Source organism: Streptomyces sp. NPDC055239 (genome assembly GCF_053606205.1).
On sequence record NZ_JBSGRD010000011.1, the window covers coordinates 1 to 25,660 of the forward strand.

General features: G+C 70.3%; 24 protein-coding genes, 1 pseudogene and 1 riboswitch. Of the genes and pseudogenes, 10 read left to right on the plus strand and 15 right to left on the minus strand.

Annotated elements, in window-relative coordinates:
- The 11 genes and pseudogenes from ACWFRJ_RS30025 to ACWFRJ_RS30075 all read right to left on the minus strand — a co-directional run.
- Positions 1-185, minus strand: a 185-nt coding sequence (locus tag ACWFRJ_RS30025; RefSeq protein WP_453537688.1) for a hypothetical protein, incomplete at its 3' end; no start/stop codon positions are given.
- An 82-nt stretch (positions 186-267) separates the two neighbouring features.
- A complete protein-coding gene (locus tag ACWFRJ_RS30030) occupies positions 268-1,863 on the minus strand; it encodes an ABC transporter ATP-binding protein (RefSeq protein WP_453537691.1) in 1,596 nt (531 codons plus the stop codon).
- On the minus strand, positions 1,860-2,702 hold the full coding sequence (locus ACWFRJ_RS30035) for an ABC transporter permease (RefSeq protein ID WP_453537694.1): 843 nt from the start codon (positions 2,700-2,702) through the stop codon (positions 1,860-1,862). Before ACWFRJ_RS30035 ends, ACWFRJ_RS30030 begins: the two co-directional genes overlap by 4 nt.
- A complete protein-coding gene (locus tag ACWFRJ_RS30040) occupies positions 2,702-3,649 on the minus strand; it encodes an ABC transporter permease (protein WP_453537697.1) in 948 nt (315 codons plus the stop codon). The genes ACWFRJ_RS30035 and ACWFRJ_RS30040 overlap by 1 nt, the downstream gene beginning before the upstream one ends.
- 1 nt (position 3,650) lies before the next feature.
- Positions 3,651-5,156, minus strand: a complete 1,506-nt coding sequence (locus ACWFRJ_RS30045) for an ABC transporter substrate-binding protein (RefSeq protein WP_453537700.1) — start codon at positions 5,154-5,156, stop codon at positions 3,651-3,653.
- A gap of 91 nt (positions 5,157-5,247) precedes the next feature.
- Positions 5,248-5,432: riboswitch (cobalamin riboswitch) on the minus strand.
- Between the two features lie 15 nt (positions 5,433-5,447).
- Positions 5,448-6,476: pseudogene (tsaD, locus tag ACWFRJ_RS30050) on the minus strand (tRNA (adenosine(37)-N6)-threonylcarbamoyltransferase complex transferase subunit TsaD); the annotation flags it as partial.
- Positions 6,477-6,546: 70 nt separating this feature from the next.
- Positions 6,547-7,611 carry an ABC transporter ATP-binding protein gene (locus ACWFRJ_RS30055; protein WP_453537703.1) on the minus strand — a complete coding sequence of 355 codons (1,065 nt, stop codon included), beginning with the start codon at positions 7,609-7,611 and terminating at the stop codon, positions 6,547-6,549.
- Positions 7,604-8,623, minus strand: coding sequence for an ABC transporter ATP-binding protein (locus ACWFRJ_RS30060; RefSeq protein WP_453537706.1), 1,020 nt, complete (start codon positions 8,621-8,623; stop codon positions 7,604-7,606). Before ACWFRJ_RS30060 ends, ACWFRJ_RS30055 begins: the two co-directional genes overlap by 8 nt.
- Positions 8,620-9,615 (minus strand): ABC transporter permease, encoded by a 996-nt coding sequence (locus ACWFRJ_RS30065; protein ID WP_453537709.1) that lies wholly within the window; start codon positions 9,613-9,615, stop codon positions 8,620-8,622. Before ACWFRJ_RS30065 ends, ACWFRJ_RS30060 begins: the two co-directional genes overlap by 4 nt.
- Before the next feature lie 14 nt (positions 9,616-9,629).
- Positions 9,630-10,559 (minus strand): ABC transporter permease, encoded by a 930-nt coding sequence (locus ACWFRJ_RS30070; protein ID WP_453537712.1) that lies wholly within the window; start codon positions 10,557-10,559, stop codon positions 9,630-9,632.
- A gap of 1 nt (position 10,560) precedes the next feature.
- Positions 10,561-12,099 (minus strand): ABC transporter substrate-binding protein, encoded by a 1,539-nt coding sequence (locus ACWFRJ_RS30075; RefSeq protein WP_453537714.1) that lies wholly within the window; start codon positions 12,097-12,099, stop codon positions 10,561-10,563.
- 263 nt (positions 12,100-12,362) lie between these two features.
- Between ACWFRJ_RS30075 and ACWFRJ_RS30080 the strand changes: the two genes are divergently transcribed.
- From ACWFRJ_RS30080 to ACWFRJ_RS30090, 3 genes are all read left to right on the plus strand, one after another.
- Positions 12,363-13,337 carry a 2-hydroxyacid dehydrogenase gene (locus ACWFRJ_RS30080; protein WP_453537717.1) on the plus strand — a complete coding sequence of 325 codons (975 nt, stop codon included), beginning with the start codon at positions 12,363-12,365 and terminating at the stop codon, positions 13,335-13,337.
- Positions 13,338-13,407: 70 nt separating this feature from the next.
- Positions 13,408-14,682, plus strand: a complete 1,275-nt coding sequence (locus ACWFRJ_RS30085; RefSeq protein ID WP_453537720.1) for a glucarate dehydratase family protein — start codon at positions 13,408-13,410, stop codon at positions 14,680-14,682.
- A gap of 7 nt (positions 14,683-14,689) precedes the next feature.
- On the plus strand, positions 14,690-15,676 hold the full coding sequence (locus ACWFRJ_RS30090) for a 2-hydroxyacid dehydrogenase (RefSeq protein WP_453537723.1): 987 nt from the start codon (positions 14,690-14,692) through the stop codon (positions 15,674-15,676).
- Between the two features lie 16 nt (positions 15,677-15,692).
- Here the strand turns inward: ACWFRJ_RS30090 and ACWFRJ_RS30095 are convergent, their stop codons facing one another.
- Complete coding sequence (locus tag ACWFRJ_RS30095; RefSeq protein ID WP_453537726.1) at positions 15,693-16,757, minus strand: aldo/keto reductase; 1,065 nt, start codon at positions 16,755-16,757, stop codon at positions 15,693-15,695.
- A gap of 159 nt (positions 16,758-16,916) precedes the next feature.
- Between ACWFRJ_RS30095 and ACWFRJ_RS30100 the strand changes: the two genes are divergently transcribed.
- Entirely contained in the window at positions 16,917-17,750 is an 834-nt protein-coding gene (locus ACWFRJ_RS30100) for a helix-turn-helix transcriptional regulator (RefSeq protein ID WP_453537729.1), read from the plus strand.
- A gap of 18 nt (positions 17,751-17,768) precedes the next feature.
- Here ACWFRJ_RS30100 and ACWFRJ_RS30105 read toward each other — a convergent pair whose 3' ends face one another.
- Complete coding sequence (locus ACWFRJ_RS30105) at positions 17,769-18,656, minus strand: sigma-70 family RNA polymerase sigma factor (RefSeq protein WP_453537732.1); 888 nt, start codon at positions 18,654-18,656, stop codon at positions 17,769-17,771.
- Positions 18,657-18,750: 94 nt separating this feature from the next.
- On the opposite strand from ACWFRJ_RS30105, the gene ACWFRJ_RS30110 reads away from it, so the two are divergent.
- Together ACWFRJ_RS30110 and ACWFRJ_RS30115 are read left to right on the plus strand one after the other, a co-directional pair.
- A complete protein-coding gene (locus ACWFRJ_RS30110; protein WP_453537735.1) occupies positions 18,751-19,200 on the plus strand; it encodes a carboxymuconolactone decarboxylase family protein in 450 nt (149 codons plus the stop codon).
- 78 nt (positions 19,201-19,278) lie between these two features.
- Positions 19,279-20,181: an NADP-dependent oxidoreductase gene (locus tag ACWFRJ_RS30115; protein ID WP_453537738.1), complete on the plus strand. Its 903-nt coding sequence runs from the start codon at positions 19,279-19,281 to the stop codon at positions 20,179-20,181.
- A gap of 80 nt (positions 20,182-20,261) precedes the next feature.
- On the opposite strand, the gene ACWFRJ_RS30120 is transcribed toward ACWFRJ_RS30115, so the two are convergent.
- Positions 20,262-20,666 carry a rodlin gene (locus tag ACWFRJ_RS30120; RefSeq protein WP_453537741.1) on the minus strand — a complete coding sequence of 135 codons (405 nt, stop codon included), beginning with the start codon at positions 20,664-20,666 and terminating at the stop codon, positions 20,262-20,264.
- A 286-nt stretch (positions 20,667-20,952) separates the two neighbouring features.
- Between ACWFRJ_RS30120 and ACWFRJ_RS30125 the strand changes: the two genes are divergently transcribed.
- From ACWFRJ_RS30125 to ACWFRJ_RS30140, 4 genes are all read left to right on the plus strand, one after another.
- The gene (locus ACWFRJ_RS30125; protein ID WP_453537744.1) at positions 20,953-21,432 is read left to right on the plus strand and encodes an SRPBCC family protein; all 480 of its coding nucleotides are present in this window, start codon (positions 20,953-20,955) and stop codon (positions 21,430-21,432) included.
- 199 nt (positions 21,433-21,631) lie between these two features.
- Entirely contained in the window at positions 21,632-22,213 is a 582-nt protein-coding gene (locus ACWFRJ_RS30130) for a rhodanese-like domain-containing protein (protein WP_453537747.1), read from the plus strand.
- Between the two features lie 117 nt (positions 22,214-22,330).
- Positions 22,331-23,728 carry an MBL fold metallo-hydrolase gene (locus ACWFRJ_RS30135; protein WP_453538581.1) on the plus strand — a complete coding sequence of 466 codons (1,398 nt, stop codon included), beginning with the start codon at positions 22,331-22,333 and terminating at the stop codon, positions 23,726-23,728.
- Positions 23,725-24,474, plus strand: a complete 750-nt coding sequence (locus ACWFRJ_RS30140) for a sulfite exporter TauE/SafE family protein (protein ID WP_453537750.1) — start codon at positions 23,725-23,727, stop codon at positions 24,472-24,474. Before ACWFRJ_RS30135 ends, ACWFRJ_RS30140 begins: the two co-directional genes overlap by 4 nt.
- 100 nt (positions 24,475-24,574) lie before the next feature.
- Here ACWFRJ_RS30140 and ACWFRJ_RS30145 read toward each other — a convergent pair whose 3' ends face one another.
- Positions 24,575-25,573 (minus strand): D-alanyl-D-alanine carboxypeptidase family protein, encoded by a 999-nt coding sequence (locus ACWFRJ_RS30145; RefSeq protein WP_453537753.1) that lies wholly within the window; start codon positions 25,571-25,573, stop codon positions 24,575-24,577.
- Positions 25,574-25,660 lie beyond the last annotated feature (87 nt).

Below are 25,660 nucleotides of genomic sequence, written 5' to 3' on the forward strand. Positions count from 1 at the left end.
CGCCGCACCAACAAACCCAGCAACACCACCACCTGCACCACAAAACCAACCCACGGACCCCACCCAGGAACACCCTCCACCCGCGACCCATCCCACGCAGCCAAGAGAACGCTGAGTAGCACCAAGGCTATGAAGAGCCCGACGTCAAAGGCAGGAACCCGCCGCGACGACGCCTTCGTGAACAAGCGCACCCCCATACAAAGCGGCTCCACGCCGCGCTGTGGTCGAGCCGAGTGTAAACAAGGCGGCGCAAGACCAGCACCGCCCTCAGGACCGCCACCCGGCGGGCAGCACCTCGTCGAGAGGCCCGCGCCGCACGCACCGGCCGCCCTCGAAGAGCGCGGCATCCTCAGTGAGCGCCCGCACCGCGGGCACATCGTGGCTGATGAACAGCAGAGCAGTCGCGGCCGGGGCGAGGAGCTCCGGCAGCGCGTCGAGGACACGCTCCCGGGAAACGGCGTCCAGTGCCGACGTCACCTCGTCGCAGATCAGAAGTGCCGGACGCGCCGTCAGTGCCCGTACAAGCGCACAGCGTTGAAGCTGGCCGCCGGACAGCCGAGACGGGGTGCGCCGCAGGAGCGACGCGTCAAGACCCAGTCTTTCGGCGGTCTCCCACGCCTCAGTCGTCGCCTCCTCGCCCGGCAGACCACGCAGAAGCCTTGCGGTGTCGGCCAGTTGCTCGATGAGCGGACGGCGTTCCTCGAAGGAACCGGCGCTGTCCTGGTGCACGTACTGGACGACGCGGCGCTGTGCGGTCGTGCGGCGGTCGACGCGGCCGGGGAGCGGTCGGCCGTCGATGCTCGTCTCGCCCCGTGTCGGCGTCGTCAGTCCGGCGAGGACGCGGGCGAACGTCGTCTTGCCCGAGCCTGAGGGGCCGAGCAGCGCGGTCCTGCTGCCGGGCGGAAAGGCCATCGACACCGGACCGGCGAGAGGATCGGCCGATCTGCGGCGCACGACCATCCCCTTGGCCACGACTCCGGCCGCGCTCGGCCGGGCCCCGGCGGTCGCGCTCGGAGCGGCCTTGTCGCCCGACCCGGTGCGATGTTCCGCGGCGAGCAGTTCCCGGGTGGCCGGATGGCGGACGGCGGTCGGCTCGGGGACAGATGGCCCGGGGACGGGGACGGGGCTGTGAGTGCCGAGGACGTCCGTCGTCGGTCCGTTGTCCACGGCCCGGCCACGCTCGAGGACGATGACCCGATCTGCCGTCCTGCGCACCGTCGGCAGGTCGTGACTGAGCAGCAGTACGCCGACTCCGTCGTCCGCGAGACGGCGTACCGTTCGGCCCAGGGCGAGTGCGAGCGCCGGATCCAGGCCGCTCGTCGGTTCGTCGAGTACGAGCAGCCGTGCCCCCGTCACCAGAGCGGAGGCGAGCGCCAGGCGCTGCTGCTGGCCCCCGGAGAGCTGGTGCGGGAAGCGGCGGCGGACCGCATCCCACTCCAGTCCGGCCGAGACCAGTGCCCGGCGCGCGGTGTCCTTCCGCGCAGTCCTTCCCCGTTGCCCGAGGGCCGCAAGCTCCGTCAGCGCGCCGCCGACCCGGCGTACCGGGTCCAGTACCGATTCCGGATGCTGCGGCAGATGCGCCGCACGGCCCGCCCGCGCCGCGGGACGTCCGGCGGACGCGATGTCCATGAGATCTGTCCCGGCAAGCAGGACACGTCCGGCCAGCCGCACGCCGCCGCGTGAGGCGCCGAGCGCGGCAAGACCGAGTGTGGTCTTGCCGCTGCCAGACGGGCCGACGACGGCGACCACGGCGCCTGCCGGGACGGTCACTTCGACCCGGTCCAGGAGCGGGCGCGCGCTCCCGTCGGCATAGGCGGAGATCTCCGGGATCTTCAGGAGCGGCAGGTCGGTGGAACCGGTCACGGTCTTCCTCTCCGGTGGGCGAGGGCGTCGTCCACGAGCAGGTTTCCGCCGACGCACAGCGCCGTCAGCAGTCCGGCGGGTACGAGGACGGCGGCGGGCTGGGTGAACAGTGCGTCGCTGTTGCGCTCGATGAGCACTGCCCAGTCCGGCGAGGAAGCGGGCAGTCCAAGGCCGAGGAAGTTGGCGGACGCCAACAGGTACAGCACGACGGAGAATCTGCCGCCCGCATCAGTGGCCAGTGGAGCGGCCAACTCCCGCGCCAGATGCCGGAGGTGGATGTACGCCCAGCCGTGCCCCTGCATCCGCAGTGCCTCGACGACCGTGCGGGAACCGGGCGCGAGCGCGGCGCCGCGTACCAGGCGTGCGACGGCGGGGACTTGAAGCATCCCGGCGACCGCCACCAGCCAGAACCACTCACGGTGTCCCGTCGCGGCCAGGGTCATGAGGACCAGCAGGCCGGGGAAGGCCAGCAGCAGGTCCAAGGCACGCATCACCGTCTCGTCGAGGCCACGTCGCGGCCCAGCGGCCAGCAGACCGAGCGGAACCCCGACGGCCGTACCGACCAAGAGCGCCGCCAGGGCGCTGCCCACCACCGAGGCCCCGCCTTGCAGTACGAGTTCGAGCACATCGCGTCCAAGGACGTCCGTGCCGAGCAGGTGCCCCGCGCCGGGCGGCTGCGACGGCAGAGCATCCTCGTACGACAGGGCCTCCCCCGCCACCCACGGCCCCAGCAGGGCCGCGAGCACCGGCACCCCCAGCAGGACCAGGGCGATCCACGGCATGCGCGACGACATGCGCCGTCGTACCTCACCCACCGATTCGGCCTTCTCCGGCAGCATCACGCTGTCACCTCCCGTCGCGGTGCGAGCCGGTGCGCGGCCAGATCGGCGACGAGGTTCACGGCGACGGCGGTGCCCGCGAACAGGAGCGCGTACGTCTGCACTTGGGGCAGGTCCCGGTTCTGCACCGCCTCGACGAAGCCGCTGCCGAGGCCGCGGAATCCGAACACCGCCTCCACGAGCACGGCGCCGCCAAGGAGCCCCTCCACGCACCGGGCGTACTGCTGCGCGGCAGGGCCCAGGGCGTTGGGCAGCACGTGGCGCAACACCACCGTGCGTTCCCGCATGCCGAGCAGCCGTAGATGCTCGGCGACAGGACCGTGCCGCTCGGCCGCCACCCCGACGCGGATCTGGCGTGCCAGATCACACAGGTGCCGGGCCGTCAGTACGGTGACGGGGAGCACCAGGACGGTCGGCTCCGCCAGCAGCGCGGCCGTGTCCATGCCGACGGCGGTGGCGGGGAGGAGTCCGGCCGCCAGGGACACCGATGCGACGAGCAGCAGCCCGAGCACGAACTCCGGGACGGCGTGCAGCAGCACGGCGGCGGCGTTCAGCGTGCGGTCGGTGCGGCTGCCCTCACGCAGCCCGGACAGGGTGCCGAGCAGCGGCGCCACCAGGGTGACGAGGAGCAGCGCCGGTACACCCAGGAGCAGCGTCACCCCGGTGCGGCGAGCGATGTCGTCGCCCACCGGAAGGCCGGTGGTCAGGGAGTTTCCCAGGTCGCCGGTGAGCAGCCGCCCGAGCCAGTGCAAGAAGCGGGCCCAGGCAGGCTCATCGAGACCCAACTTCCCTCTCAGCGCCGCCACTTGTTCCGGCGTGCCGAGTTCGCCGCGGAGCACGTCGGCGGTGTCGCCGGGAAGGAGCGATCCGACGGCGAACACAGCCACCAGTACGCACAGGCACTGGACCAGTGCCAGGAGCGAACGCCGCAGAATGTAGGCGCGCACCTCAGCCGACGCGGACCCGGTCGAAGCGGGCCCAGTCGTGTGAGTTCGGCGGTGCCGCACGCAGGCCGCGGACGGACCGGTCGATGGCGTCGGTGGCATCCGAGAAGGCCCATACAAGGAGTCCGGACTCGTCGCGGGCGATCTTCTGGGCGCGGGCCAGCAGGCTCAGCCGGTCCTGCTCGTCACGGGTGGTCCTGGCTCGCTCGAGGAGCGCGTCGAACTTCTTCGAGGCGTACTGCGTCTGGTTGCGGGCCGCTCCGCCGCGCACCCGCTGCTGCAGGAAGTCGGAGACGGGCAGGGTGGAGGTGGTGTTGAAGGCGGCGACGCCCTTCGTCCTGATCTCGGAGAAGTAGGCACTGGAAGCACGGGTGTTGGCCGTCAGCTTCAGTCCGACCTCGCGCAGCTGCCGCGCCATCAGATCCGCGGCGGGCTCCCACGCGGCGTCGACGGAACTCGTCTCCACGGTGATGTGCAGACCTTCGGCCCCGGCCTCCTTCACCAGTCCGCGTGCCTCGTCGACATCCCGTGCACGCTGCTTGATGTCGTCCGGGTAGCCGCGCAGGCCCATGCCGAACAGGTCGTCGCCGGTCTCACCGTGGCCGGCGAGCGCGATACGCACCAGCGCCGCCCGGTCGATGCCGAGCTGTACGGCCCGCACGAGGCGTGGATCGTTGAACGGCTCGCGGCCGGTGCGCAGGAGGAGTTGCTGCGCGGTCGCACGCTCGGCCGTCAGCAACCGGGTCGAGCCCTCCTTCTTGAGCCGTTCCACGGAGGATCCGGCCATGTCGGCGGCGTAGTGCACCTGTCCGGACAGCAGTGCGTTGAGCCGCGCCGACTCGTCGTTCGCCGGGACGATCTCGAGCTCGGCGATGTGCGGAGCGCCGTCCCAGTGGTCGGCCCAGCGCCGGTAGCGGGCGGTGCCTCCGGGTGTGAACGACACGTAGGTGAAGGGTCCTGAGCCGACGGGCTTGCGGAAGTCCTTCGTGCCGTCGGGGATGATCTCGGTGCCGGGCCCGGCGAGAACGGTGGGGAACTCGAAGTTCGGCGCCTTCAGTTTGAAGACCACGGACCGTTCGCCGTCGGCCTTGCTCGCGGCGAAGTCGATCGAGGAGAGCAGCACTTGCGAAGGCGAGCCGGTGTCGGGGTCGGCGGCGCGGCGGTAGCTGTAGAGGACGTCTTTCGCGATGACGGGCTTCCCGTCGTGGAATTCCGCCGCGCGCAGGCGTATGCGCCATCGCGTGCCGGAGGCGTCGCTCTCCCATGACTCCGCGAGCCGTGGCCGGACGGACATGTCGTCCGCGTACGTACCGAGCGTGTCGTAGAGGGCCTTGGCGCGGGCCTGGTCGACGAAGTTGGGGGCTACGTGGGGGTCGAGGGTCTCCTGGGAGCCGCCCGACGTGAACGCGGCACGGAACCGGTCGCTTGCTCCCCCGTCCTTCCCGTCCCCGCCACAGCCGGTGAGCAGGCCGGACGCGGTAAGGGCCAGGGCCCCTCCGGCGGCAAGCACCCCTCTCCTGCCGGGTTCAGGGCGCTGCTTCGGCTCCGTCCGGGCATACGTGATCACAGTCGATCCTCTCCGGGGTGTCCTCGCCCCTGCTGTCAGATCGGCGACGGATCAGTCTCCTGACTTCCGGATCGTCGCTCGCCTCCGCCTTCCCGTCCGCGTGCGCGAACAGTGGCGTGCGGGAGGATCGCTCCCCGGTCACAGTGGCGGGACCGCGCCGGATTCACACCGGCTTCCTGGTTCCCGTCGCCTCGTGTGCTCATTGTGGCCTACGAGTTGTCGCGTACGAGGCGGCGGCGTGAGGGAGGCGTACTCCAGCGGTGCGGACGGGTCGATCGACACATCGAGGGGAGCGGGTTCGGCACCGGAGCGGACCAGCAGGTCACCGACGGCGGCGATCATGGCGCCGTTGTCGGTGCAGAGCGTCATCGGCGGCACCCGCAGCTCGATGCCCGCGGCCCGGCAGCGCTGTTCGGCCAGGGCCCGCACACGGGAGTTCGCGGCCACTCCGCCGACCACGATCAGCGTCTTCACGTCGTGGTCGCGGCACGCCCGCACGGCCTTGCGGGTGAGGACGTCGGCGACGGCTTCCTGCAGCGCGGCTGCCCCGTCGGCGACCGACGGCTCCGCGCCGCGCCGCCGGTGCTGCTCCACCCAGCGTGCGGCGGCCGTCTTCAGCCCGGAGAACGAGAACGCGTACGGGTCGTCCCCGGCCCGGGTCAGCGGGCGCGGGAAGGTGACCGCGCCGGGGTCGCCGTCACGCGCGGCGCGGTCGATGGCGGGTCCGCCCGGATACGGCAGACCCAGGATGCGGGCGACTTTGTCGAAGCACTCACCGGCCGCGTCGTCGAGCGTGTCGCCCAGGTGCTGGATCGGCTCACGCACCAGGTCCGGGACCAGGAGCAGGGACGTGTGGCCGCCGGAGACGATCAGGACCACACACGGCTCGGGCAGCGGGCCGTGCTCGAGGGTGTCGGCGGCGACGTGTCCGGCCAGGTGGTGCACTCCGTACAGCGGTACGTCCGCCGCATAGGCCAGGGACTTCGCACCGGCGAGGCCGACCTGGAGGGCGCCGGAGAGGCCGGGTCCCGTGGTGACGGCGACGGCGTCGATCTGCCCAAGGCGCAGACCGGCGTCCGCCAGGGCCTGTCGTACGACCGGAGTGAAGGCGTGCAGATGGGCGCGGGCGGCGATCTCGGGCACCACGCCTCCGAAGCGGGCGTGTTCGTCCATGCTCGACGCCACCACGTGGGCAAGGAGTCTTCCGCCCCGCACGATGCCCGCGCCGGTCTCGTCGCACGACGACTCGATCCCCAACACCACCGGTTCGCTCACTGCGACCCTCCTTCTGCACATATTCTCTAGTTGCAATATATGTGCAATAAGGGGGTGGTCATTCCCCCACGGACTCCGTCACCGGCTCCAAGGGGAAGTGGCACAGGGCGGTGTGGGAGTCGGACGCGCCCGCAGTCTCCCGGACGACGAGCGGCGGAGCCTCGTTGGCGCACAGGTCCTCGGCGCGCCAGCACCGGGTACGGAAGCGGCAGCCGGAGGGGATGTCGAAGGGCGAGGGGATCTCCCCCTGGAGCTGGATCTCCCGGTCGCCGGTGGCGCGGGAGGCGTCCAGGACCGGTGCGGCCGACATCAGCGCCGAGGTGTAGGGGTGCTGGGGCCGGTCGAAGACCTCCTCGGTGTTCCCGTGCTCGATGACCTTGCCCAGGTACATCACCGTCACCCGGTCGGCGATGTAGCGCACCACGGACAGGTCGTGGGAGATGAACACGTACGCGACACCGAGGCGTGAGCGGAGTTCCGACAGGACGTTCAGGACCTGCGCCTGTACGGACAGGTCGAGCGCGGAGACGGGCTCGTCACAGACGATGAGGTCGGGGTCCAGGGCCAGTGCGCGGGCGATGCCTATGCGCTGGCGCTGCCCTCCGGAGAACTCGTTCGGGTAGCGATGGGCGTCGCTCTCGCGCAGGCCGACCAGGGCGAGGAGTTCGCGGACGCGCTTCTCCCGGGCCTTCGGGCCCGGCACGACGTCCCGGTGGGTGCGCCAGGGTTCGCCGATCAGGTCGGCCGCCGACATGCGCGCGTTGAGGGAGGCGAAGGGGTCCTGGAAGACCATCTGGACGCGGCGGCGCCAGGCGAGGAGTTCCTTGCCGCGCAGGGCGAACGGGTCGGTGCCGTCGAACCGCACCGTGCCCGCGTCGGGCCGTTCGAGCCCGAGCAGGACCCGGGCCAGGGTGGACTTGCCGCAGCCCGACTCGCCGACGAGCCCGAGGGTCTCTCCCCTGCCGAGCTGTACGTCGACGCCGTCGAGCGCCGTCAGTCGGCGACGGCCGCTGCCGAAACTCTTGGTGACGCCGCTGACCTCGAGCAGCGGCCGGGCTTGGGCTGCCTCCGATGCGGCGGCGGTAGCTGCGGGAACTGCGGCGGTGGCTCGGGGCTCAGACATCGGCCAGCTCCTCTGAGAAGTGGCAGGCGGTCGCACGGCCCTCGCCCGACGGACGCAGCACCGGCCGTTCCCGGACACAGCGTTCGCGTACCAGCGGGCAGCGGTCCTGGAAGACGCACCCGGGCGGCACCGCGCTCAGCTCGGGCGGGCTGCCGGGCACGGCGGGCAACGGGCGCCCCCGTACGGCGTGTTCGGGGACCGAGTCGAGCAGTCCACGGGTGTAAGGGTGGCGGGGAGCGGAGAAGACGTCCCGCACAGGGCCGTTCTCCACGACCGTGCCCGCGTACATCACGACCACGTCGTCCGCGCGCTGGGCGACCACGGCCAGGTCGTGGGTGATCAGGACGAGAGCCATGTCGCGTTCGTTCTGGATGTCCCGCAGCAGCCGCATGATCTGCGCCTGCACGGTCACGTCGAGCGCGGTGGTGGGTTCGTCGGCGATGAGCACGTCGGGCTCCAGGGCGACGGCCATCGCGATGAGCAGCCGCTGCCGCATGCCGCCGGAGAACTGGTGCGGGTAGGAGCGGGCCCGTTGCCTCGGCTCTGGGATGCCCACGCGCGTCATCAGCTCGATCGCCTTCTCCTTGGCCTGGCGCCGGGAGAGCCCGCGGTGGATGCGGAACGGCTCACCGATCTGCCGGCCCACCGGCTGCACCGGGTTGAGGGCGGTCAGTGCGTCCTGGAAGACGATCGACAGGACGGGCCCGGCAAGTTTGCGGCGCTCCGCCGGGCTCAGCCGCAGCGTGTCGCTGCCCCTGACCCGGACCGCGCCACCGGTGACATCGGCCGCGGGGTCAAGCAGCCCCACGACCGACAGGGCGGTCATGGACTTGCCGCAGCCCGACTCGCCCAGGAGAGCAAGGGTGCGACCGCGGCGGACGCTGAAGCTGACGCCGTCCACGGCACGCACGGTGCCGGTGGGCGTACTCAGGTCGACGCAGAGCCCTTCGACGTCGAGGGCGAGGGCGTGGGCATCGGTGCCGGGCGGTGCGGGGACGGCTGTCGTCGTCACGGGATCAACTCCGGAGGAACGGCGGCGGAGGCGCCACGGCGCTTCGTGGGCAGCGTCAGGCGCCAGCGCTGTGCGGGGTCGGTGGCGATGCGGGCCCAGGCGGCGAGAACCGTGGCGGACACCGTGGTGAGCACGATGGCGAGCCCCGGAAGGACGGTGATCCACCAGGCGGTCTGGAGGTACTGCCGCCCCTGAGCGACCATCAGGCCCCAGCTGACGTCCGGCGGTTGGATGCCGATGCCGAGGAAGCTCAGCGAGGACTCGGTGAGCATGACGAAACAGAAGTCGAGGGTGGCGACCGTCAGGAGCGTCGGCAGGGCGATCGGCAGGATGTGCCAGTAGATGATCTTCCTGCTCGGCGTGCCGAAGGTGCGGGCCGCGTCCACGAACAGACGGCTGCGCAGTTCGGCGGCCTCCGCCCGCGCGGTGCGCAGATATACGGGGATGCGGGTGACGGCGAGGATCAGCACGATGTTCAGCGCGCTGGGCGAGAAGACGTAGAGGACGACCACCGCGATAAGCAGCGAGGGGAAGCTGAGGATCACGTCGGCGACGCGCATGGCGAGACTCTCGCGGCGGCCCCCGTGGTAACCAGCCCAAAGACCGATGGCCGAGCCGACGGCCAGCGAACACAGCACGGCGGGAACCGCCACGGACAGGGTCGTCGCGGCGGCCTCGACGAGCCGGGCAAGGACGCTGCGGCCCAGGACGTCTGTACCGAGTAGTCCGTACACCCCGTCGCTCAGGGACGGTGGCCGCAGGGAGGCGTCCAGGTCCTGGCGCTGTGCGCGGTCTCCGATGACCAGCGGGCCGAAGAGCGCCACGAGGGCGACCAGGGTGAGGATGACGGCCCCGACGGCCGCGGCACGGTCCCGGCCCAGCATCAGCCACCAGCGCGACGCGCGGGCGCGGACGGGGCCGGGGACGGGGCCGGGGGCGCGGACGGGGGCGGCCTCGGAGACAGAGGTTACGGAGGGCTCTTCTCTCGGCATGGTGCTTCCTTCGCTCACGCGGGCACCGCCTGACGCACGCGGGGGTCGGTCAGCGCGTGACAGACGTCGACGAGGATGTTGAGCGCGAAGATCGTCACCGCGGTCAGAAGCACCGCCGCCTGCAGTACCGCGAAGTCGCGCTGGAGGATGGAGTCGATCATGAGTTTGCCGATGCCGGGCCAGCCGAAGATCGTCTCGACGATCACCGCGCCGTTGACGAGGCCCACCGTCAGGTCGCCCGCCACGGTGAGGACGGGTGTCACCGCGTTGCGCAGGGCGTGGCCGAAGACCACCCGGCGGGGCGCGGCGCCCTTGCTCCGGGCGATCTTGACGTACGGCGCGGACAGCGCGGCGACCATGCTGCCGCGCACCACCTGGACGAGGACTCCGAACGGGCGGATCAGCAGGGTGGCGATGGGCAGTACCCAGATCTCGGGTCCGCCCAACGTGCCGGAGGTGGGCAGGAGTCCGAGGCTCACGCCGAAGACGAGGACGCCCATGATGGCGAACCAGAAGTCGGGGATGCTGGCGGCCGTCATCGACAGCAGGCTGGCGATCCGGTCGACCAGGGAGTTGGGGCGGTAGGCGGCAAGGCTGCCGACGAGGATCGCTCCGGTGATGGCGAGCAGCATGGTCACGCCGGCGAGTTGCAGGGTTACGGGGAAGGCGTCGAGCACCATCCCGCCCGCCGACTCCCCGGTCCGCAGCGAGGTGCCGAAGTCCAGGTGCACGGCGTCGACGAGGTAGTTCCACAGCTGGGCCGGGATCGACAGGTCGAAGCCCTGGGCGGCGGAGAACTCCGCGCGCTGCTCGGGGGTGGCGCTCAGGGGGAGATAGAGGTCGACCGGGTTGCCGGTCATCCGGGCCAGGAAGAACACGCCCAGCACCACGAACACCAGGGGGATGGCGCTGGAGACTATGCGTTTGCGCAGGAAGGGGAACATGTCAGCGCCTCGCCGCCTTCGCCTGGCCGACCTCGGCGAGCCGGAGTTCGTCCCCGGTGGCGGAGTTCGGCTTGTACCGGATCGACCGTGAAAGGCCGAGCAGTCCGTTCATGTGGGCGATATGGGCGTACTGCGCGACGGATCTGTTCTGGCGGACGAGCAGGTCGGCGAAGGCCTTCTGGCGCTTCTCGCCGGACAGCGCGCCCGCTTCGGTGACGCGCTTGTCGAGGTCTTTGGTGCCGAAGGTGGACTGCGGCCCGTCGCTGAGCAGGTACTGGCTGGTGGTGAAGGCCGTGTCACCGGCCTGGTTGCCGTGCATCATCAGCAGGGCGATGGGTCCGACGTTCTTGGGCAACGGCCGCAGCTGGTACTGGAGATGGGTGGCGGTGTCGGCCATCCGGACCTTCACGTTCAGCCCGATCCGCTCCATCTGGTACTGCAGCGCCTCCGCGGTCTCCGACACTCCGGAGAACATGCCGTTGCGGGCGACAAGGGTGATCGTCCGGCCGGTGGGTACGCCGTCGGCCTTCGCCTCTTTCACCAGGGCCTGGGCCCCGGCCACGTCCTGCCGGGTCGGTTTGATCCTGTCGTTGTGTCCCACCACTCCTGGTGGCACCAACTGGGCGGCCGGTTCGGCGAGTCCGCCGAGGAGGGCGTCGATGATGCCCTCGCGGTCGACGGCCATGTCGATCGCCCGGCGCACCCGCAGGTCGTCGAGTGGCGCCTCGCGGCCGTCGAGCCGCAGCGCGGTCGTCTCGTTGTTGGGATAGGCGACGGTCGTGTCCTTCTCCGCCTCCGTGGGGTCGAGTGCCACGGCGATCTCCGCCTCACCCTTGTCGATCATGGCGGCCCGGACACTGGCGTCGCTGCGCCAGACGTAACGGGCCCGGGGGAAGTCGGGGGCCTTGCCCCAGTAGTCGTCGTAGCGGCTGAGGGAGATCGCGGCTCCGGGCTGCCAGTCGCGGACGGCGTACGGTCCTGTGCCGATCGGTATGCGCACCTTCGCCTTGGTGTCGGTCGTGCGCGGCACGATCTCCACGAAGCTCAGGCGCAGCGGAAGGATGGGGTCGGGCTGCGCGGTGGTGACGGTCAGCTTGTTGTCCCCGGACGTCTTCACCTTGAGGTCGTCATTGCCGAAGACGTAGCCCTCGACGTTGCAGGCGAGGTCGGAGTTGACGGCCCGTTCGATGGAGAAGACGGCGTCCTCGGCGGTGAACGGCGCGCCGTTCTGGAAGGTCACCCCGCTTCGGGTGTCGAAGGTCCAGGTGCGGGGCGTGGTCTGCTTCCAGCCGGTCGCGAGCAGGGGGTCCAGGTCGCCGGAGACGGGATCGCGCTCGACGAGGGGTTCGGTGATGTTGGACCGGACGACGACGCCGGTACTGGTCAGGGAGGCTTCGCAGGGTTCCAGCGTCGGCGGTTCCTGGGTGAGCACCACCCGCAGGGTGCGGCCGTCGGCGCGGCCGGCGTCGCCGCCCGCGCTGTTGGCCACGGCACAGCCGCTGGACACAAGGACCGTGCCCGCGAGGAGCAGCGCGCTCATCGTGCGGGGCCGCCTTCGTCCGGGCGGGAGGGAAGAAACGGAAGACTTCATCGTCGGCGTATCTCCGGGGGGAGTGCTGTCGTGTGGCGATCCGAGTGCGGGCCAACCTCCTGATGCTGTTTACACTTGCGTACCCAGTCCGCATCCGTGAACGCTGAAGCTAAGCCGACGCCGGAGCAGCGTCAAGGCGTGCGGAGGGTCGGATCTTGTGTCCGCGCCGCACCGCACGCCGTCACGAACCCCTCGACGACGGGAGTACCACCATGTCCCACTCCACTGCCGCACCCGGCGCCCCGACCGGCCCCGACACCGTGCTCCAGGTCTCTCCCCTGCTCCCCGACCTGGAGAAGACACTGGCCGAGCACTACCACACCGTGCGTCTGCACGAACTGCCCGATCCCGCGAAAAACTTGAGCGAGTACGCCGACGACGTGGTGGCCGCGGTGACCAGCGCGCGGTTCGGCGTCGGCAACTCCCTGATGGACGCGCTGCCGCGGCTGGGCGCGATCGTCCACTTCGGCGTCGGCTACGAGACCACCGACGTGGCGCACGCCCGGTCGCGGGGCGTCGACGTCAGCAACACCCCCGACGTGCTCACCGACTGCGTGGCCGACCTCGCCGTCGGCGCCCTGATCGACGTCATGCGCGGCCTCTCGGCCGGTGACAGGTACGTACGCGGTGGGAGTTGGGGATCCGCACCCTTCCCGCTGGCCTCCCGCGTGAGCGGCAAGCGGATCGGCGTCCTCGGCCTCGGCCGCATCGGCAGGGCCGTCGCGCGGCGGCTCGAGGGCTTCGGCACGAGCATCGCGTACTGCTCACGCACCCCGGTCGCCGACGCCCCCTACCGCCATGTGCCCACCGCGCGGCAACTCGCCGCCGAGTGCGACGCGCTCGTGGTCACGGTCGCGGGCGGAACGGCCACCCGGGGCCTGGTCTCCGCGGAGGTCCTCGACGCGCTGGGCCCCCGCGGCTTCCTGGTGAACGTCGCACGCGGCAGCGTCGTGGACGAGCAGGCCCTGGTCGCGGCGGTACAGGAGGAACGCATCGCCGGTGCGGCGCTCGACGTCTTCGCCGACGAACCGAACGTGCCGCGAGAGCTGGTGGATTCGGACCGGGTGGTGCTCCTCCCCCACATCGCGAGCGCCACGCACGAGACGCGCCGGGCGATGGGCGATCTGGTCCTGGACAACCTCCAACGGTTCATGACGGAGGGCTCGCTGCTCACCCCCGTGCCGTAGTCAGGCCATTGACAGCCCCGCACAGCGCTGTCTACAAATGAGAACGCCTACTACATATGAGGATGGCTTCATGGCAGGGAACGCCGCACGCATTGCCGACGTCACCGTGACTCCCGTGGCCTTCCGGGACTATCCGCTGCTCAACACGGTCGGGGTGCACGAGCCCTACGCGCTGCGCACCATCGTGGAGATCACCACGGAGACCGGTGTCACCGGCGTCGGCGAGACCTACGGCGGCTCGGTCCACCTGGAGCGGCTGCACCGTGCCGCGGGTGAACTGACCGGCCTGGACGTGTGGAGCCTCAACGACCTGACGGCGCGCACCACACGCGCCCTCGGCGAGGACACGTCGGGCGGCGACGGCATGTCCGGCATGGTGACCGGCAGCAGCGCCGTGGACCGGGTCATGTCACCGTTCGACGTCGCGTGCCTGGACGTCCAGGGCAAGCTGCTCGGCAGGCCGGTCAGCGACCTCCTCGGCGGGGCCGTACGCCCCTCTGTCCCCTACAGCGCCTACCTGTTCTACAAGTGGGCCGGACACCCCGGCCAGGAGGACGACGACTGGGGCGCCGCCCTCGACCCGGACGGCCTGGTCGACCAGGCCCGCCGCATGATCGACACGTACGGCTTCTCCTCTATCAAGCTCAAGGGCGGCGTCTTCCCGCCTGACGAGGAGATCGCGGCCGTCAGGGCCCTGCACAAGGCCTTCCCCGACCTCCCCCTGCGCCTGGACCCCAACGCCGCTTGGAGCACCGAGACTTCCCTGCATGTGGCCCGTGAGCTGGAAGGCGTCCTGCAGTATCTGGAGGACCCGACCGAGGGCATCGACGGCATGGCGTCCGTGGCGGGGCGGACACCGACGCCGCTGGCGACGAACATGTGCGTCGTCTCCTTCGACGACCTCGCCCCGGCCGTGGCGAAGAAGGCCGTGGGCATCGTCCTGTCCGACCACCACTTCTGGGGCGGCCTGCGGCGCGGCGTCCAACTCTCCGCGATCTGCGACACGTTCGGCCTCGGCATGTCGATGCACTCCAACTCGCACCTGGGCATCAGCCTGGCCGCGATGACCCACCTCGCGGCGGCCACCCCCCGCCTCACCTACGCCTGCGACACGCACTGGCCGTGGAAGCGGCCGGACGAGGACGTGGTCGACACCGGGGTCCTGCGGTTCAGCGAGGGCCGCGTGGCCGTACCGACGGCTCCCGGTCTTGGCGTGGAACTGGACAGGGACGCCCTCGCCCGGCTCCACAAGCAGTATCTCGACTGCGGACTGCGCGACCGCGACGACACCGGATACATGCAGCGCTTCGACCCCTCGTTCGAGACCAAGACCCCCCGGTGGTGAACCGCCCATGCACATCATGCTCAACCACCGCATCCTGAGCCGGTTCCACGAGCCGCTCAAGGCGGGCACCGAAGGCCGGCACACCTGGCTGGAGTCCTGCGACTGGACCGCGGCTCAGGTCTCCGAACGCATCCCCGACATCGAGGTCTACGTCGGCTCGAAGCTGCGTGCCGAGGACGCCCGGCGCGCCGAACGGCTACGGCTCGTCCACGTGGTCGGCGCCGGTTACGACGGCATCCCGCTGGACGCGCTCGCCCCGGGTGTGACGGTCACCACCACCCACCACCACGGCCGCTCCATCGCCGAACACGTGCTCATGTCCGTCATGGTGCTCTCCCGCGACGTCCTGGGCGCCGACCGCGCGCTGCGTTCGGGGCACTGGCGCAACGTGGCCGTCGACCCGGAGCTGCCGTTCGGGACGACGCTGCGGGGACGCCGGGTGGGGATCATCGGGTTCGGTGAGACCGGCACCGAGGTCGCCCGGCTGTGCCAGGCGGTCGGCCTACGGGTACGCGCCGTGCGGCGCGACCCCTCCGCGCCGGTCCCCGCCGACCTGCACACCGACTGGATCGGCGGCAACGACCGGCTGCCCGACCTCCTTTCCGAGTCCGACATCGTGGTGGTCACGGTCCCCCTCGGCCCAGCAACGCACGGCCTGATCGGCCCCGCCGAACTGGCCGCCATGGGCACGGGCGGCCTCCTGGTCAACGTGGCCCGCGGCCCCGTCGTACAGGAGGAAGCGCTGTACGAGGCACTCAGCTCCGGCGTCATCAGGGGCGCCGCGCTCGACGTGTGGTGGTCAGGTCCGCCGCAGGCACCGAGCCGCCTCCCCTTCCACCGCCTGCCCAACGTCCTGATGACGCCGCATCACTCGGGCCACACCACCGACACCTTCGCCGCTCGCGCGGCGGAGATCGCCGAGAACATCAACCGCTTGGAGCAGGGCCGGCCGCTCGCCAACGTGGTGCGCGCCGGTTCCGCCGAAGCGGCCTGATCCTCTTCGTTCCGTGTCAGCGGCGGGCTTCGATCCGCATGTCGCCCCGGGTCATCGCGAGGGTCGTGCCGCGGGCGAGCGTGTCGTGCGGGAAGCCGAGTCCGATCGCGCTCACCTCGTCGAGGCGGGCCAGCTGGGCGGCGGTGAAGTCGACATCGAGGGCGCCCAGGTTGTCCTCCAGCTGCGCGGGGGTACGGGCGCCGATGATCGGCACGGTCACGTCCGGGTTCCGCAGGGTCCAGGCGAGACCGATCTGGGCGGGTGTGCGTCCCAGCTCCGTGGCGACCTCCTTCACGACGTCCACGATGGCGAGGTTGTGTTCGGTGAGCGTGCCGCCCGCGATGGTGACGCTCTTTCGGGTGCCGTCGTCGACCGCGGCGTCCTTCGCGGTCAGTTCGTCGCGGCTGTACTTGCCGGTCAGCACCCCGCCGGCCAGCGGTGACCACGGGATCACGCCCAATCCCATCTCGCGCGCCATGGGGATCAGGTCGCGTTCCCCGGTGCGCTCGATCAGGTTGTACTCGATCTGCAGCGCGACCAGCGGCGACCAGCCCCGCAGGTCGGCGATCGCCTGCATGCGTGACACCTGCCAGGCGGGAGTGTTGGAGATCGCCACGTACAGGACCTTGCCCTGCCGGACCAGATCGTCCATGCCGCGCAGGATCTCGTCGACCGGCGTCGTGAAGTCCCACAGGTGCAGGTAGAGCAGGTCGATGTAGTCCGTGTTCAGCTGTCGCAGACTGGCTTCCACCGAAGCGAACAGGCTCTTTCGGTGCGGGCCCCCGGAATTCGGATCGCCGGGTCGGCGCAGCGTCGTGTATTTCGTCGCGAGGACCAGGCTCTCGCGGTTGTCGCGGGTGAATTCGCCGAGGAGGCGCTCGGAGCTGCCATTGGTGTACGTACTGGCGGTGTCGATGAAGTTGCCGCCGCGCTCGACGTAGAGGTCGAACAGCTTGCGGGCCTCGTCCTGCTCGGCGCCCCAGCCCCATTCGGTGCCGAAGGTCGCCGCGCCCAGGGCCAGCGGTGAGACCCGCAGCCCGGAGCGGCCGAGGAGCCGGTAGGTGTCGAGGGTGAGCGACATCGTGTCCTCCTGTGCTTGTTGCGCTTGTTGCGCTTGTTGCGGTTGCGCCTCTTGCGCTGGTGATCCGCCGTCGAGAACAAGCATGTGACCGCCGCGAGCAGGGGTTAAGGGAAGGAAGTTCCTGGGAACAGCAGTCCTACCCTGGCTGTTGGATCGAGCATGACGACCCGCACGGTGGACACGACACAGGAGCTGGCCGCGTTCCTGCGGGCTCGGCGCGAGCGCCTGGACCCGCACGATTTCGCCCTGCCGTCACGTAGGCAGGCCCGGCGGACGCCGGGGCTGCGCCGCGAAGAGGTCGCCGAGCTTGCCGGGGTCAGCACCGACTACGTCGTACGTCTTGAACAGGCCCGCGGGCTGCGGCCATCGGCTGACGTGGTGGAGGCGCTGGCCGGGGCGCTGCGCCTGGCCCCCGACGAACGCGCCTACCTCTTCAACCTGGCCAAGCAGCGCCCCCGTAACGCCGACGAGCCCGCCACCACGGCGACGCCACCCCTGGCCCGCCTGGTGGCCGACCTCTCGCCGCTGCCGACCATGCTGATGAACCACCGCTACGACATCCTGGCCTGGAACGGCGAAATGGCGAGTCTGCTGCTCGATTTCGCCACCCTGCCGCCGCGGCAGCGCAATGCGATGTGGCTCTGCCTGATGCATCCGGGGATACGCGAGCTCTACGTCGACCGCGACCGCGTCGTAAGGGAGGGGATCGCCCATCTGCGCGCCGCGTGGGCCGCGCATCCGGACGATCGGGCGTTGACCGACCTCATCGCCGAGTTCACCGCTGGTGACGAGGAGTTCGCGCGCCTGTGGGCCGAGCGGGACATCACGGTCAACGGCCGTGGGAGCAAGGTGTTGCGACACCCTGACGTCGGTGTGTTCGCCGTGGATTTCGAAGTGCTGATGCCACTTCAAGATCCGGATCAGCGGTTGGTGGTCTACCGCGCCGCGGACGACGCGAGCCAGTCGGCGTTGGACCGCTTGTGCGCACGGTGACGTCGAAAGCTCACTGGCTCACTCCGGATCCGGCAGGTCCATCAGTGCGAGCTTGGCCGGATCGATCACGACGGCGATGTCGGTGATCCGGCCGTCGACGACGGTGAAGGCGAGAACCGAGAGCGGGGTGCCGTCCTCGCGCCAGGAAATGACCCCCGGAAGGCCGTTGACGAGCACCGAACGCCCCTGCGTGGCTGCCTGAGCGGACAGTTGCGCGCCGGCTGCGATCTTGGTGGCGCCGAGGGTGACGACCACGCCGGACGGGGTGTCGACGGTCAGTTTCACTTCGGGGTCGAGTACCCGCAGCAACCCCTCGAAGTCACCGCCGCGAGCCGCTGCCAGGAAGGCCTGGACGACCTCTCGCTGCTCCCGTCCGACGCCCGTCGGCCGCTCGACCGCCTGCACCTTCCTGCGGGCGCGGCTGGCGAGCATCTTGGCTGCGGCGGTGGACTTGCCGAGGATCTGGGCGATCTCGTCGAACGGCACCGCGAACAGGTCGTGCAGCACGAACGCCAGCCGCTCGCTCGGCCCGAGCGACTCAAGCACGACGAGGAGCGCGAGCCCGACCGAGTCGGCGAGCACCGCGTCGTCCTCGGGAGCGGGACCGTCGTCGAGCGTCACCACGAGCTCGGACAGGCCGTCGTCGTAGGACGCCTCGGGGCGGGCCTTGCGCGATCGCAGGACATCGAGGCTGATCCGGCCGACCACCGTGGTCAGCCAGCCCGCGAGGTTGTCGATGCTCGCCGTGTCCTGGCGTGAGAGGCGCAGCCACGCCTCCTGCACCACGTCCTCGGCGTCCGCGTGTGACCCGAGCATGCGGTGGGCGACCGCGCGCAGCCGGTCGCGCTGAGCTTCGAACACCTCGGCGATCGGGTCTGTCGGGTCCATCGGGCTGGTGCCGGCCATGTTGTTACCTTCCTCGACTCTGCTCCGTCATGGGTGATGACGGGCCCGAAAGGGCGCAGGTAACCGATCACCCACCGATGAAGGAGCAGCACCGATGGAAGCACGCATCACAAGCCCGGCGAACCCCGACATGATCACGGCGATCCAGCACCTCTACAAGGTGATTCACGCCGGGGGTGTCGACGGCAGCCTGCTGGCCCTTGTGCATCTGCGCACCAGCCAGATCAACGGCTGCAGCCCCTGCATCTTCGCCTCCGTCCAGTCGGCGAAGAAGGCCGGTGAGACCGACGAGCGGCTGCACCACGTGGTCGCGTGGCGCGAGACGCCGTTCTACACCGATGAGGAGCGGGCGGCCCTCGCTCTGGCCGAGGCCGCCACCCGGATCCAGGACGGCGCACCGGGCGTGACCGACGGGATCTGGGACGCCGCCGCCGACCACTTCAGCGAGGAGCAACTGGGCGCGATCACCCTGGAGATCGCGCTGACCAACTTCTTCAACCGGATCAACCACACGCTCCGCGAGCAGGCGGGCAAGACCTGGTGAGTCACGGCACGTGAGTCCCGGGACGGTGTGCACACTGGTACTGCCCTGCCCCGCCCTGAACCGATACCGGAGCAAATCATGAAGGCAGTCCGTTTCCATCAGTTCGGGGGCCCGGAAGTCCTCGAGATCGTGGATCTCCCCGATCCGCGTCCGGGGCCCGGCCAGGTGCGGATCGCGGTGCGCGCGGCCGGCGTCAACCCCAGCGACTGGAAGAAGCGCCAGGGCCTGATGGACGAGGAGCTTCCGCAGACCATGGGATACGAAGCGGCGGGCGTCGTCGACCAGGTCGGCGAGGGCGTCGCGGACGTGGCCATCGGCGATCGGGTGTTCGGCTTCTCCGTCGAGGGGGCGGCCCAGGCCGAGCTTGCGGTCCTTTCCTACTACGCGCCGATCCCGCCGTCGCTGGACTTCCCCGGCGCTGCCGCGCTGCCTGCCGCCATCGAGACGGCCACGCGCGCGCTCGACCAACTCGGCGTCGTGAGCGGCAGCAAGCTGCTCGTCAACGGCGCCTCCGGAAGCGTCGGCAGCGCCGCCGTCCAACTCGCCGTGGCACGCGGCGCGTACGTCATCGGCACGGCCAGTCCCGCCAACCACGCGTATCTGCGCTCGCTGGGGGCCGACCCCGTCGCCTACGGAGAGGGTCTCGTCGGGCGGGTTCGGGCGCTTGCGCCCGATGGCGTCGACCTGGCACTCGACGTCGCCGGCAGCGGCGTACTGCCGGAACTCATCGGCCTCGCGGGCGGGCCGGAGCACGTCGTGACGGTCGCCGACTTCAGCGGCGCGCAGGAGCACGGGGTGACGTTCAGCCGCGGGGACTCAGGCCGCGCGGTCCACGCGCTCGCCGAGATCGGCGGTCTTGTCGAGGCCGGGCGCTTCTCGCTTCCGGTCGCTCGGACCTTCCCGCTCGCCGAGGTCGCGCAGGCACACCGTGTCGGCGAGAAGGGCCATGTACGCGGGAAGCTCGTGCTGGTGGTCGACTGACGGGACCGCGACGACCGTTCCCCGCGTGGGCCGCTGCTTCTGCGGGCCGACTGATACCGGCCCGCGGAAGCAGCGTGGGCTCAGCTGTTGTTCGAGCCGTTGCCCGAGAGCGCCGGGATGTCGCTGAGGATGTGCGACAGCGGCTCGTCGCCCTTGTCCTGCGTGGAGTTCTCCGCGCACTGCTGGTTCTGCGGCGCCGAGAGGACCGGGATGTCCTGGACGGCGATCGGCACGACGCCGACGAGGGATCCCACGTTCGCCTTGACGGGCACACCGAGGCAGAGCTTGTTCAAGGAGCCCTGGACCAGGCTCCCCTGCGGGCTCATGTTCCCGTCGGTGCTGCTGTTGCCGAACGCCGTCTCGGCACCGTTGCCGCTCAGCGAGGTGGTGCCGTTGTCGTCGCCGGTGGCAGCCGCGCTCCCGGCACTGCCGGCCAGTGCTACGGCGGCAAGACTCAGGGCGAGGGGGAGATTACGGGTACGCATGTCACTCCAGAGCTGAACGTCATTTACCAGAAAGGCCAGTACATCCGTCTATGCACCAGACATGGCCCTATTCGCCCGTTAGCGGAGTGTCGGCGGAGCGAAGCTGACGCCGGTCGGTGGACGCGCAGCCACGGACCGTCGATGATCACGCGCAACTCCGGCACGGTGAGGTCCCTCGTGGGCAGCGGGCGGGGTGCGCTCGGTGTTTCGTTCACGCCTCCGGCGTCTCCAGCACTTCCGGCGTCTTCGATGTCCCGGATTCCTTGATCGTGCGAGGGTGGCCCGTATGACGACAGAGCGATTCGAAGTGCAGCGTCAGATTGCGGCGTCCCCGGAGAAGATCTTCGCGTTGTTGTGCGACCCCGCCGGACATGTGGCGATCGACAGTTCAGGAATGCTGCAGTCCGCCGAGGGAGAACCCGCGCGTGAGGCCGGCCATGAATTCGTCGTCCATATGGACCGTGAGTCGTTGAACGACTACCCGATGGGCAAGTACGACGTCACCGTGATCATCACGAAGTTCGAGCAGGACGCCCTGATCGAATGGACGATCTCCGGCCAGGTACAGCCTCCCATCCGGCACCTCTACGGCTACCGGCTCAAGCCGGGCGAGGACGAGGGCACGGGCGAGGGCGGCACCCTGGTCACCTCGTACTACGACTGGAGCGAGATCGAGGAACGGTACCGGGACGCGGGCATCTTCCCGGTCATCCCTGAGGCAGGCCTGCGCGCGACACTCGGAATTCTGGCGCGGAACGTGGAGTAGCGGAGTAGTAGTGGAGTAGCTCTATCGGTGCCCGGACGCACCTAGTTGCGGTATCAGCAAGTACCTTTGCCGCTCTCGTGGACTTCGCCCACAGTGTGCGTACCGGCTGCACCGGTCACCCGCCCGCGACAGGAGCTGAGCGCCCTTCAGAGCACTGCGACCTGTGCAGCGACGCGAACGCCGCACAGGGAGAGCTCTGATGGAGAACCACTATTTCGTGATCATCCCGATCGAGATCGACGAGGACAACGACGACGTGTTCCGCTCGATCATACCCGGGAGCAGGTTCCGTCTCGTGAACGTCGCCGAGTGGGAGTCGTTCACCCACTGGGAAGAGGCGATGAACGTGTGCCCGATGCTGGGCCAACAGCTGGCCGTCGTACACGCCTCGGGGTACGAGGCGATCAGGACCGTCCTCCCGGCCGCGGGCCCCGGGCAGGGTGGTGGCCACGGCGATGAGGTCGCCGAACTGTCGCCGACGGAGACGCGGCGCCGTCTGGCCGACGGCGAACTCGCCCTGGTCGATGTCCGGCAGGACGAGGAGTGGGCGGCCGTCCGCCCCGCAGGGGCCGTGCATGCCGCGCTCGACACGGCACCGGCCTCCCTTTCCGAACTGCCCGACGGACCAGTGGCGTTCATCTGCCGTACCGGTCGCCGCAGCACGCGCGCCGCGGCGCAGGCGGTGAGCGCAGGCCGTTCCGCGGTCTTCAGCGTCACCGGCGGGCTCGAAGCCTGGGAAGCGGCCGGACTGCCGGTCCTCTCCGGTCCTACGGGGAAGTAGTCAGACGTCAGGCATTGGCCGAGGCCACTCGTTCCTGCGTCCGGCACCCGCGTCCAGCGCCTGCTCGGCGCCGAGCCGACCGTTCTTCCCCCACCCCTCATGAAGGGAATCAAAGCCATGTTCTTCGTCGACACTCTGGTGTTCGAGGGCCTGGGAAACCGCAGTTATCTCTCCGGCGCCGCACGTGCCGCGATCGTCGTCGATCCGCCGCGCGACATCGACCAGGTGATCGCGGCCGCCACGAGGCGCGGAGTGCGTATCGCGTACGTGGCGGAGACCCACGTGCACAACGACTACGTCACCGGGGGCCTCGAGTTGGCTCGCGTCACCGGCGCCGTCTACCTGGTGCCGTCGGAGGCCCAGGTGTCCTTCGCCCACACCCCGGTCGCCGATGGTGACACGGTCGTGGTGGACGAGGGACTGGAGCTGCGTGCCATCGCCACCCCCGGGCACACGCCCCACCACACCTCCTACGTCCTGGAGGAGAACGGCCGCGGTGCGGCGGCGTTCACCGGTGGCTCCCTGCTGATCGGCACGGTGGGACGCCCGGACCTGGTGGAGCCGCGGCTGACCGAGCAACTCGCCCGGGCCCAGCACGCCTCCGCGCACCGCCTCGCCGACGATCTTGACGACTCCGTGCCGGTGCTTCCCACCCACGGCTTCGGCAGTTTCTGCTCGTCCTCCCAGGCCGAGGGGGACGCTTCCACGATCGGCGACGAGCGCAGGGCCAACGACGCGCTCACCCTCGATGTGGACACGTTCGTCGCCCGGACGCTCGCGAGCCTGGAGGAAGTGCCCGCCTACTACACGCACATGGGCCCGGCCAACGCAGCGGGGCCCGCCCCTGTCGATCTCACCCCGCCCGCGCCCGCCGACGCCGCGCAGATCGCCGAGCGGCTGGCCGCCGGCGAGTGGGTGGTGGACCTGCGTCACCGCGTCGCCTTCGCCGAGGGCCACGTGGCCGGGTCGTTCAACTTCGAGGGCGAGGGCAAGCTCGCCACGTATCTCGCCTGGCTGATCCCGTGGGGCAAGCCCGTCACCCTGCTCGCCGAGACGGCCGGACAGATAGCCGACGCGCAGCGCGAACTGGTCCGGGTGGGCATCGACCGTCCGGCCTCCGCCGCCACCGGTGGCCCGGCGAGCTGGCTCCGCGAGGGGGTACACCCGGCGTCGTTCCCGCGCGCCACCTTCGCCGACCTCGCCGAGGCCCGTCGGCGCGGCGAAGGAGCGCTGGTGCTCGACGTGCGCCGCGCTTCCGAACGCGCCGCCGGGCACATCGCGGGCTCGGTGCACATCCCGGTCCATGAACTGCGCCTGCGGAGCGACGAGATACCGGACGGCACGGTGTGGGTCCACTGCGCCGGGGGGATGCGCGCCGCGATCGCCGCCTCCCTCCTGGACGCGAGCGGGCGGCAAGTCGTAGCGGTCGACGACGGTTTCGACGCGGCGCGCGACGCTGGTCTGCCCCTCGCCCGCGCGGAACGAAAACCCGGGCAGGGCGGCCGGGCAGCGTGAGTACCCTCGTCCTGGCCTTGATCGCGGGTGCCGTGGTCGGCCTGGCGCTCGGCGCGCTCGGCGGCGGGGGCAGCGTCCTCGCCGTGCCCGCGTTGATCTACCTGCTCGGCTTCACCCCCGCGGCGGCCACCACCGCGAGCCTGGTCATCGTCACCGCCACCTCGCTGACCGCCCTGTCCGGCCATGCCCGTTGCGGACACGTACGGTGGAGAGCCGGAGCCGTGTTCGCCGCCGCCGGCCTCCTGCCCGCCGCGCTCGCCGGAGCTGTCGCGGGCCGCCTACCCGAGGCCACCCTGACCATCGCCTTCAGCGCCGTCGCCGGTCTCGCCGCGCTCAGGATGCTGCGTCCCGCACCGGCGGCCGGCGCCGGGAGCGGCCCGGTGCGGCCGGCGAAGGCGGCGGGCACCGGGGCCGGTCTGGGCGCGCTGACCGGTCTGCTGGGAGTGGGGGGAGGCTTCCTCGCGGTCCCGGCACTTGTCACCGTGCTCGCATTCGAGATGCAGGCCGCGATCGGTACCAGTCTGCTGGTCATCTCGGCCAACTCGTTGGCTTCCCTGGCCACCCGAGGGGCTACCGTCACGGGCCTCGACTGGCCGGTCATCGGCCCGTTCGCAGCCGCCGCGATCCTGGGCGCGTGGGACGGCAAACGCCTGGCCCTCAAGATGTCGGGGCCCCTGCTGCAGCGGTCCTTCGCGTACGTGCTGCTGGCGGTGGCGGCGTTCATGCTCCTCGACGCCGTCCTCTGATCCGTCGCCGACCACCTCGTGCGGTAGGCCCCCGCTCGCCCGTGGTCAGGGCGAGCGGGGGCCTACGGTTCGGCACATGAGCTATCCGGGGGCCGTCAGGTCAGTGGGCGAAGCCCCAGTCGAGCATCTTGGCGGCGTCCTCGAAGCGGGTCTTGTCGGTCCCGAGGATCGCGCCGACGAGGGTGCGGTTGTCCCGCTCGGCGGCGAAGACGACGGCGTAGCCGGCTTCCGTGCCGCTGCCGGTCTTGATGCCCAGAGCGCCGTCGTAGGTGCTCAGCAGAGTGTTGGTGTTCTCCCAGGTGTAGTACCGGGTCTTGCCATTGGCCGCCGGAGCATCGGCCTTGTACTGCTTCTGCTTCACGACCTCGGCGAACACCGGCTTCAGCATCGCGCGCTGGCCGAGCTTGGCCAGATCGCGGGCGGTGCTGCGGTTGTCGCCGTGCGAGATGCCGTCGAAGGAGTCGAAGTGCGTGCCGGTCAGGTTCAGCTGCTGCGCTTCGGTGTTCATCTGGTTCTCGAAGTCGGCGATCCGTGCGTCCACGGTGTCTCCGACGCCGTAGTTGTCAGCCAGGGCCATCGCCGCGTCCGCCCCCGAGGGGAGCAGCATGGCGTGCAGCAACTGCTTGACGGTCAGCTTGTCGCCGACCTGGAGGTCAGCCGTACTGGAACCGTTCTCCGCCACGTAGTCCCGGTATTCCTGCTTCACCGTGATCTGCCGGTCGAGCCACTCCGGGTGCTTGAGCACGACCAGGGCGGTCATGATCTTGGTGGTGCTGGCCATCGACACGCTCTCGTCGGCCTTGGCCCCGGCCCACATCTCCCGCTCCTGACTGCCGTCGCGGGCGTCGAGGAGGAAGGCGTGGTCAGCCTTGGTGTTGGGGACGTCCGCACTTCTCGTGTCCGGCGCGCCCTGACTCTGGCCGGCGGGAGCGGCGGCCTCGCCGCTCTGTTCGTCGTTCACCGCGGCGGAGTGCGTGGCAGGGGTGGCGGCCTGCGCGAGGCCGCCGGCGGTGATCGGCAGGGCGGCGCCGAACAGTGCGACCGTCGCGATCCGGGCCCCCGTCCGGTGGATCCGGTTGGGGCGGGCGTGGGAACCCATGAGGCATCCCTTTCTCCCGGCGCGGGGACGCCGGCTTGTAACGAAAAGATCAGTGCATATCGAACCTACTTAGGCCTTGACAGCCAT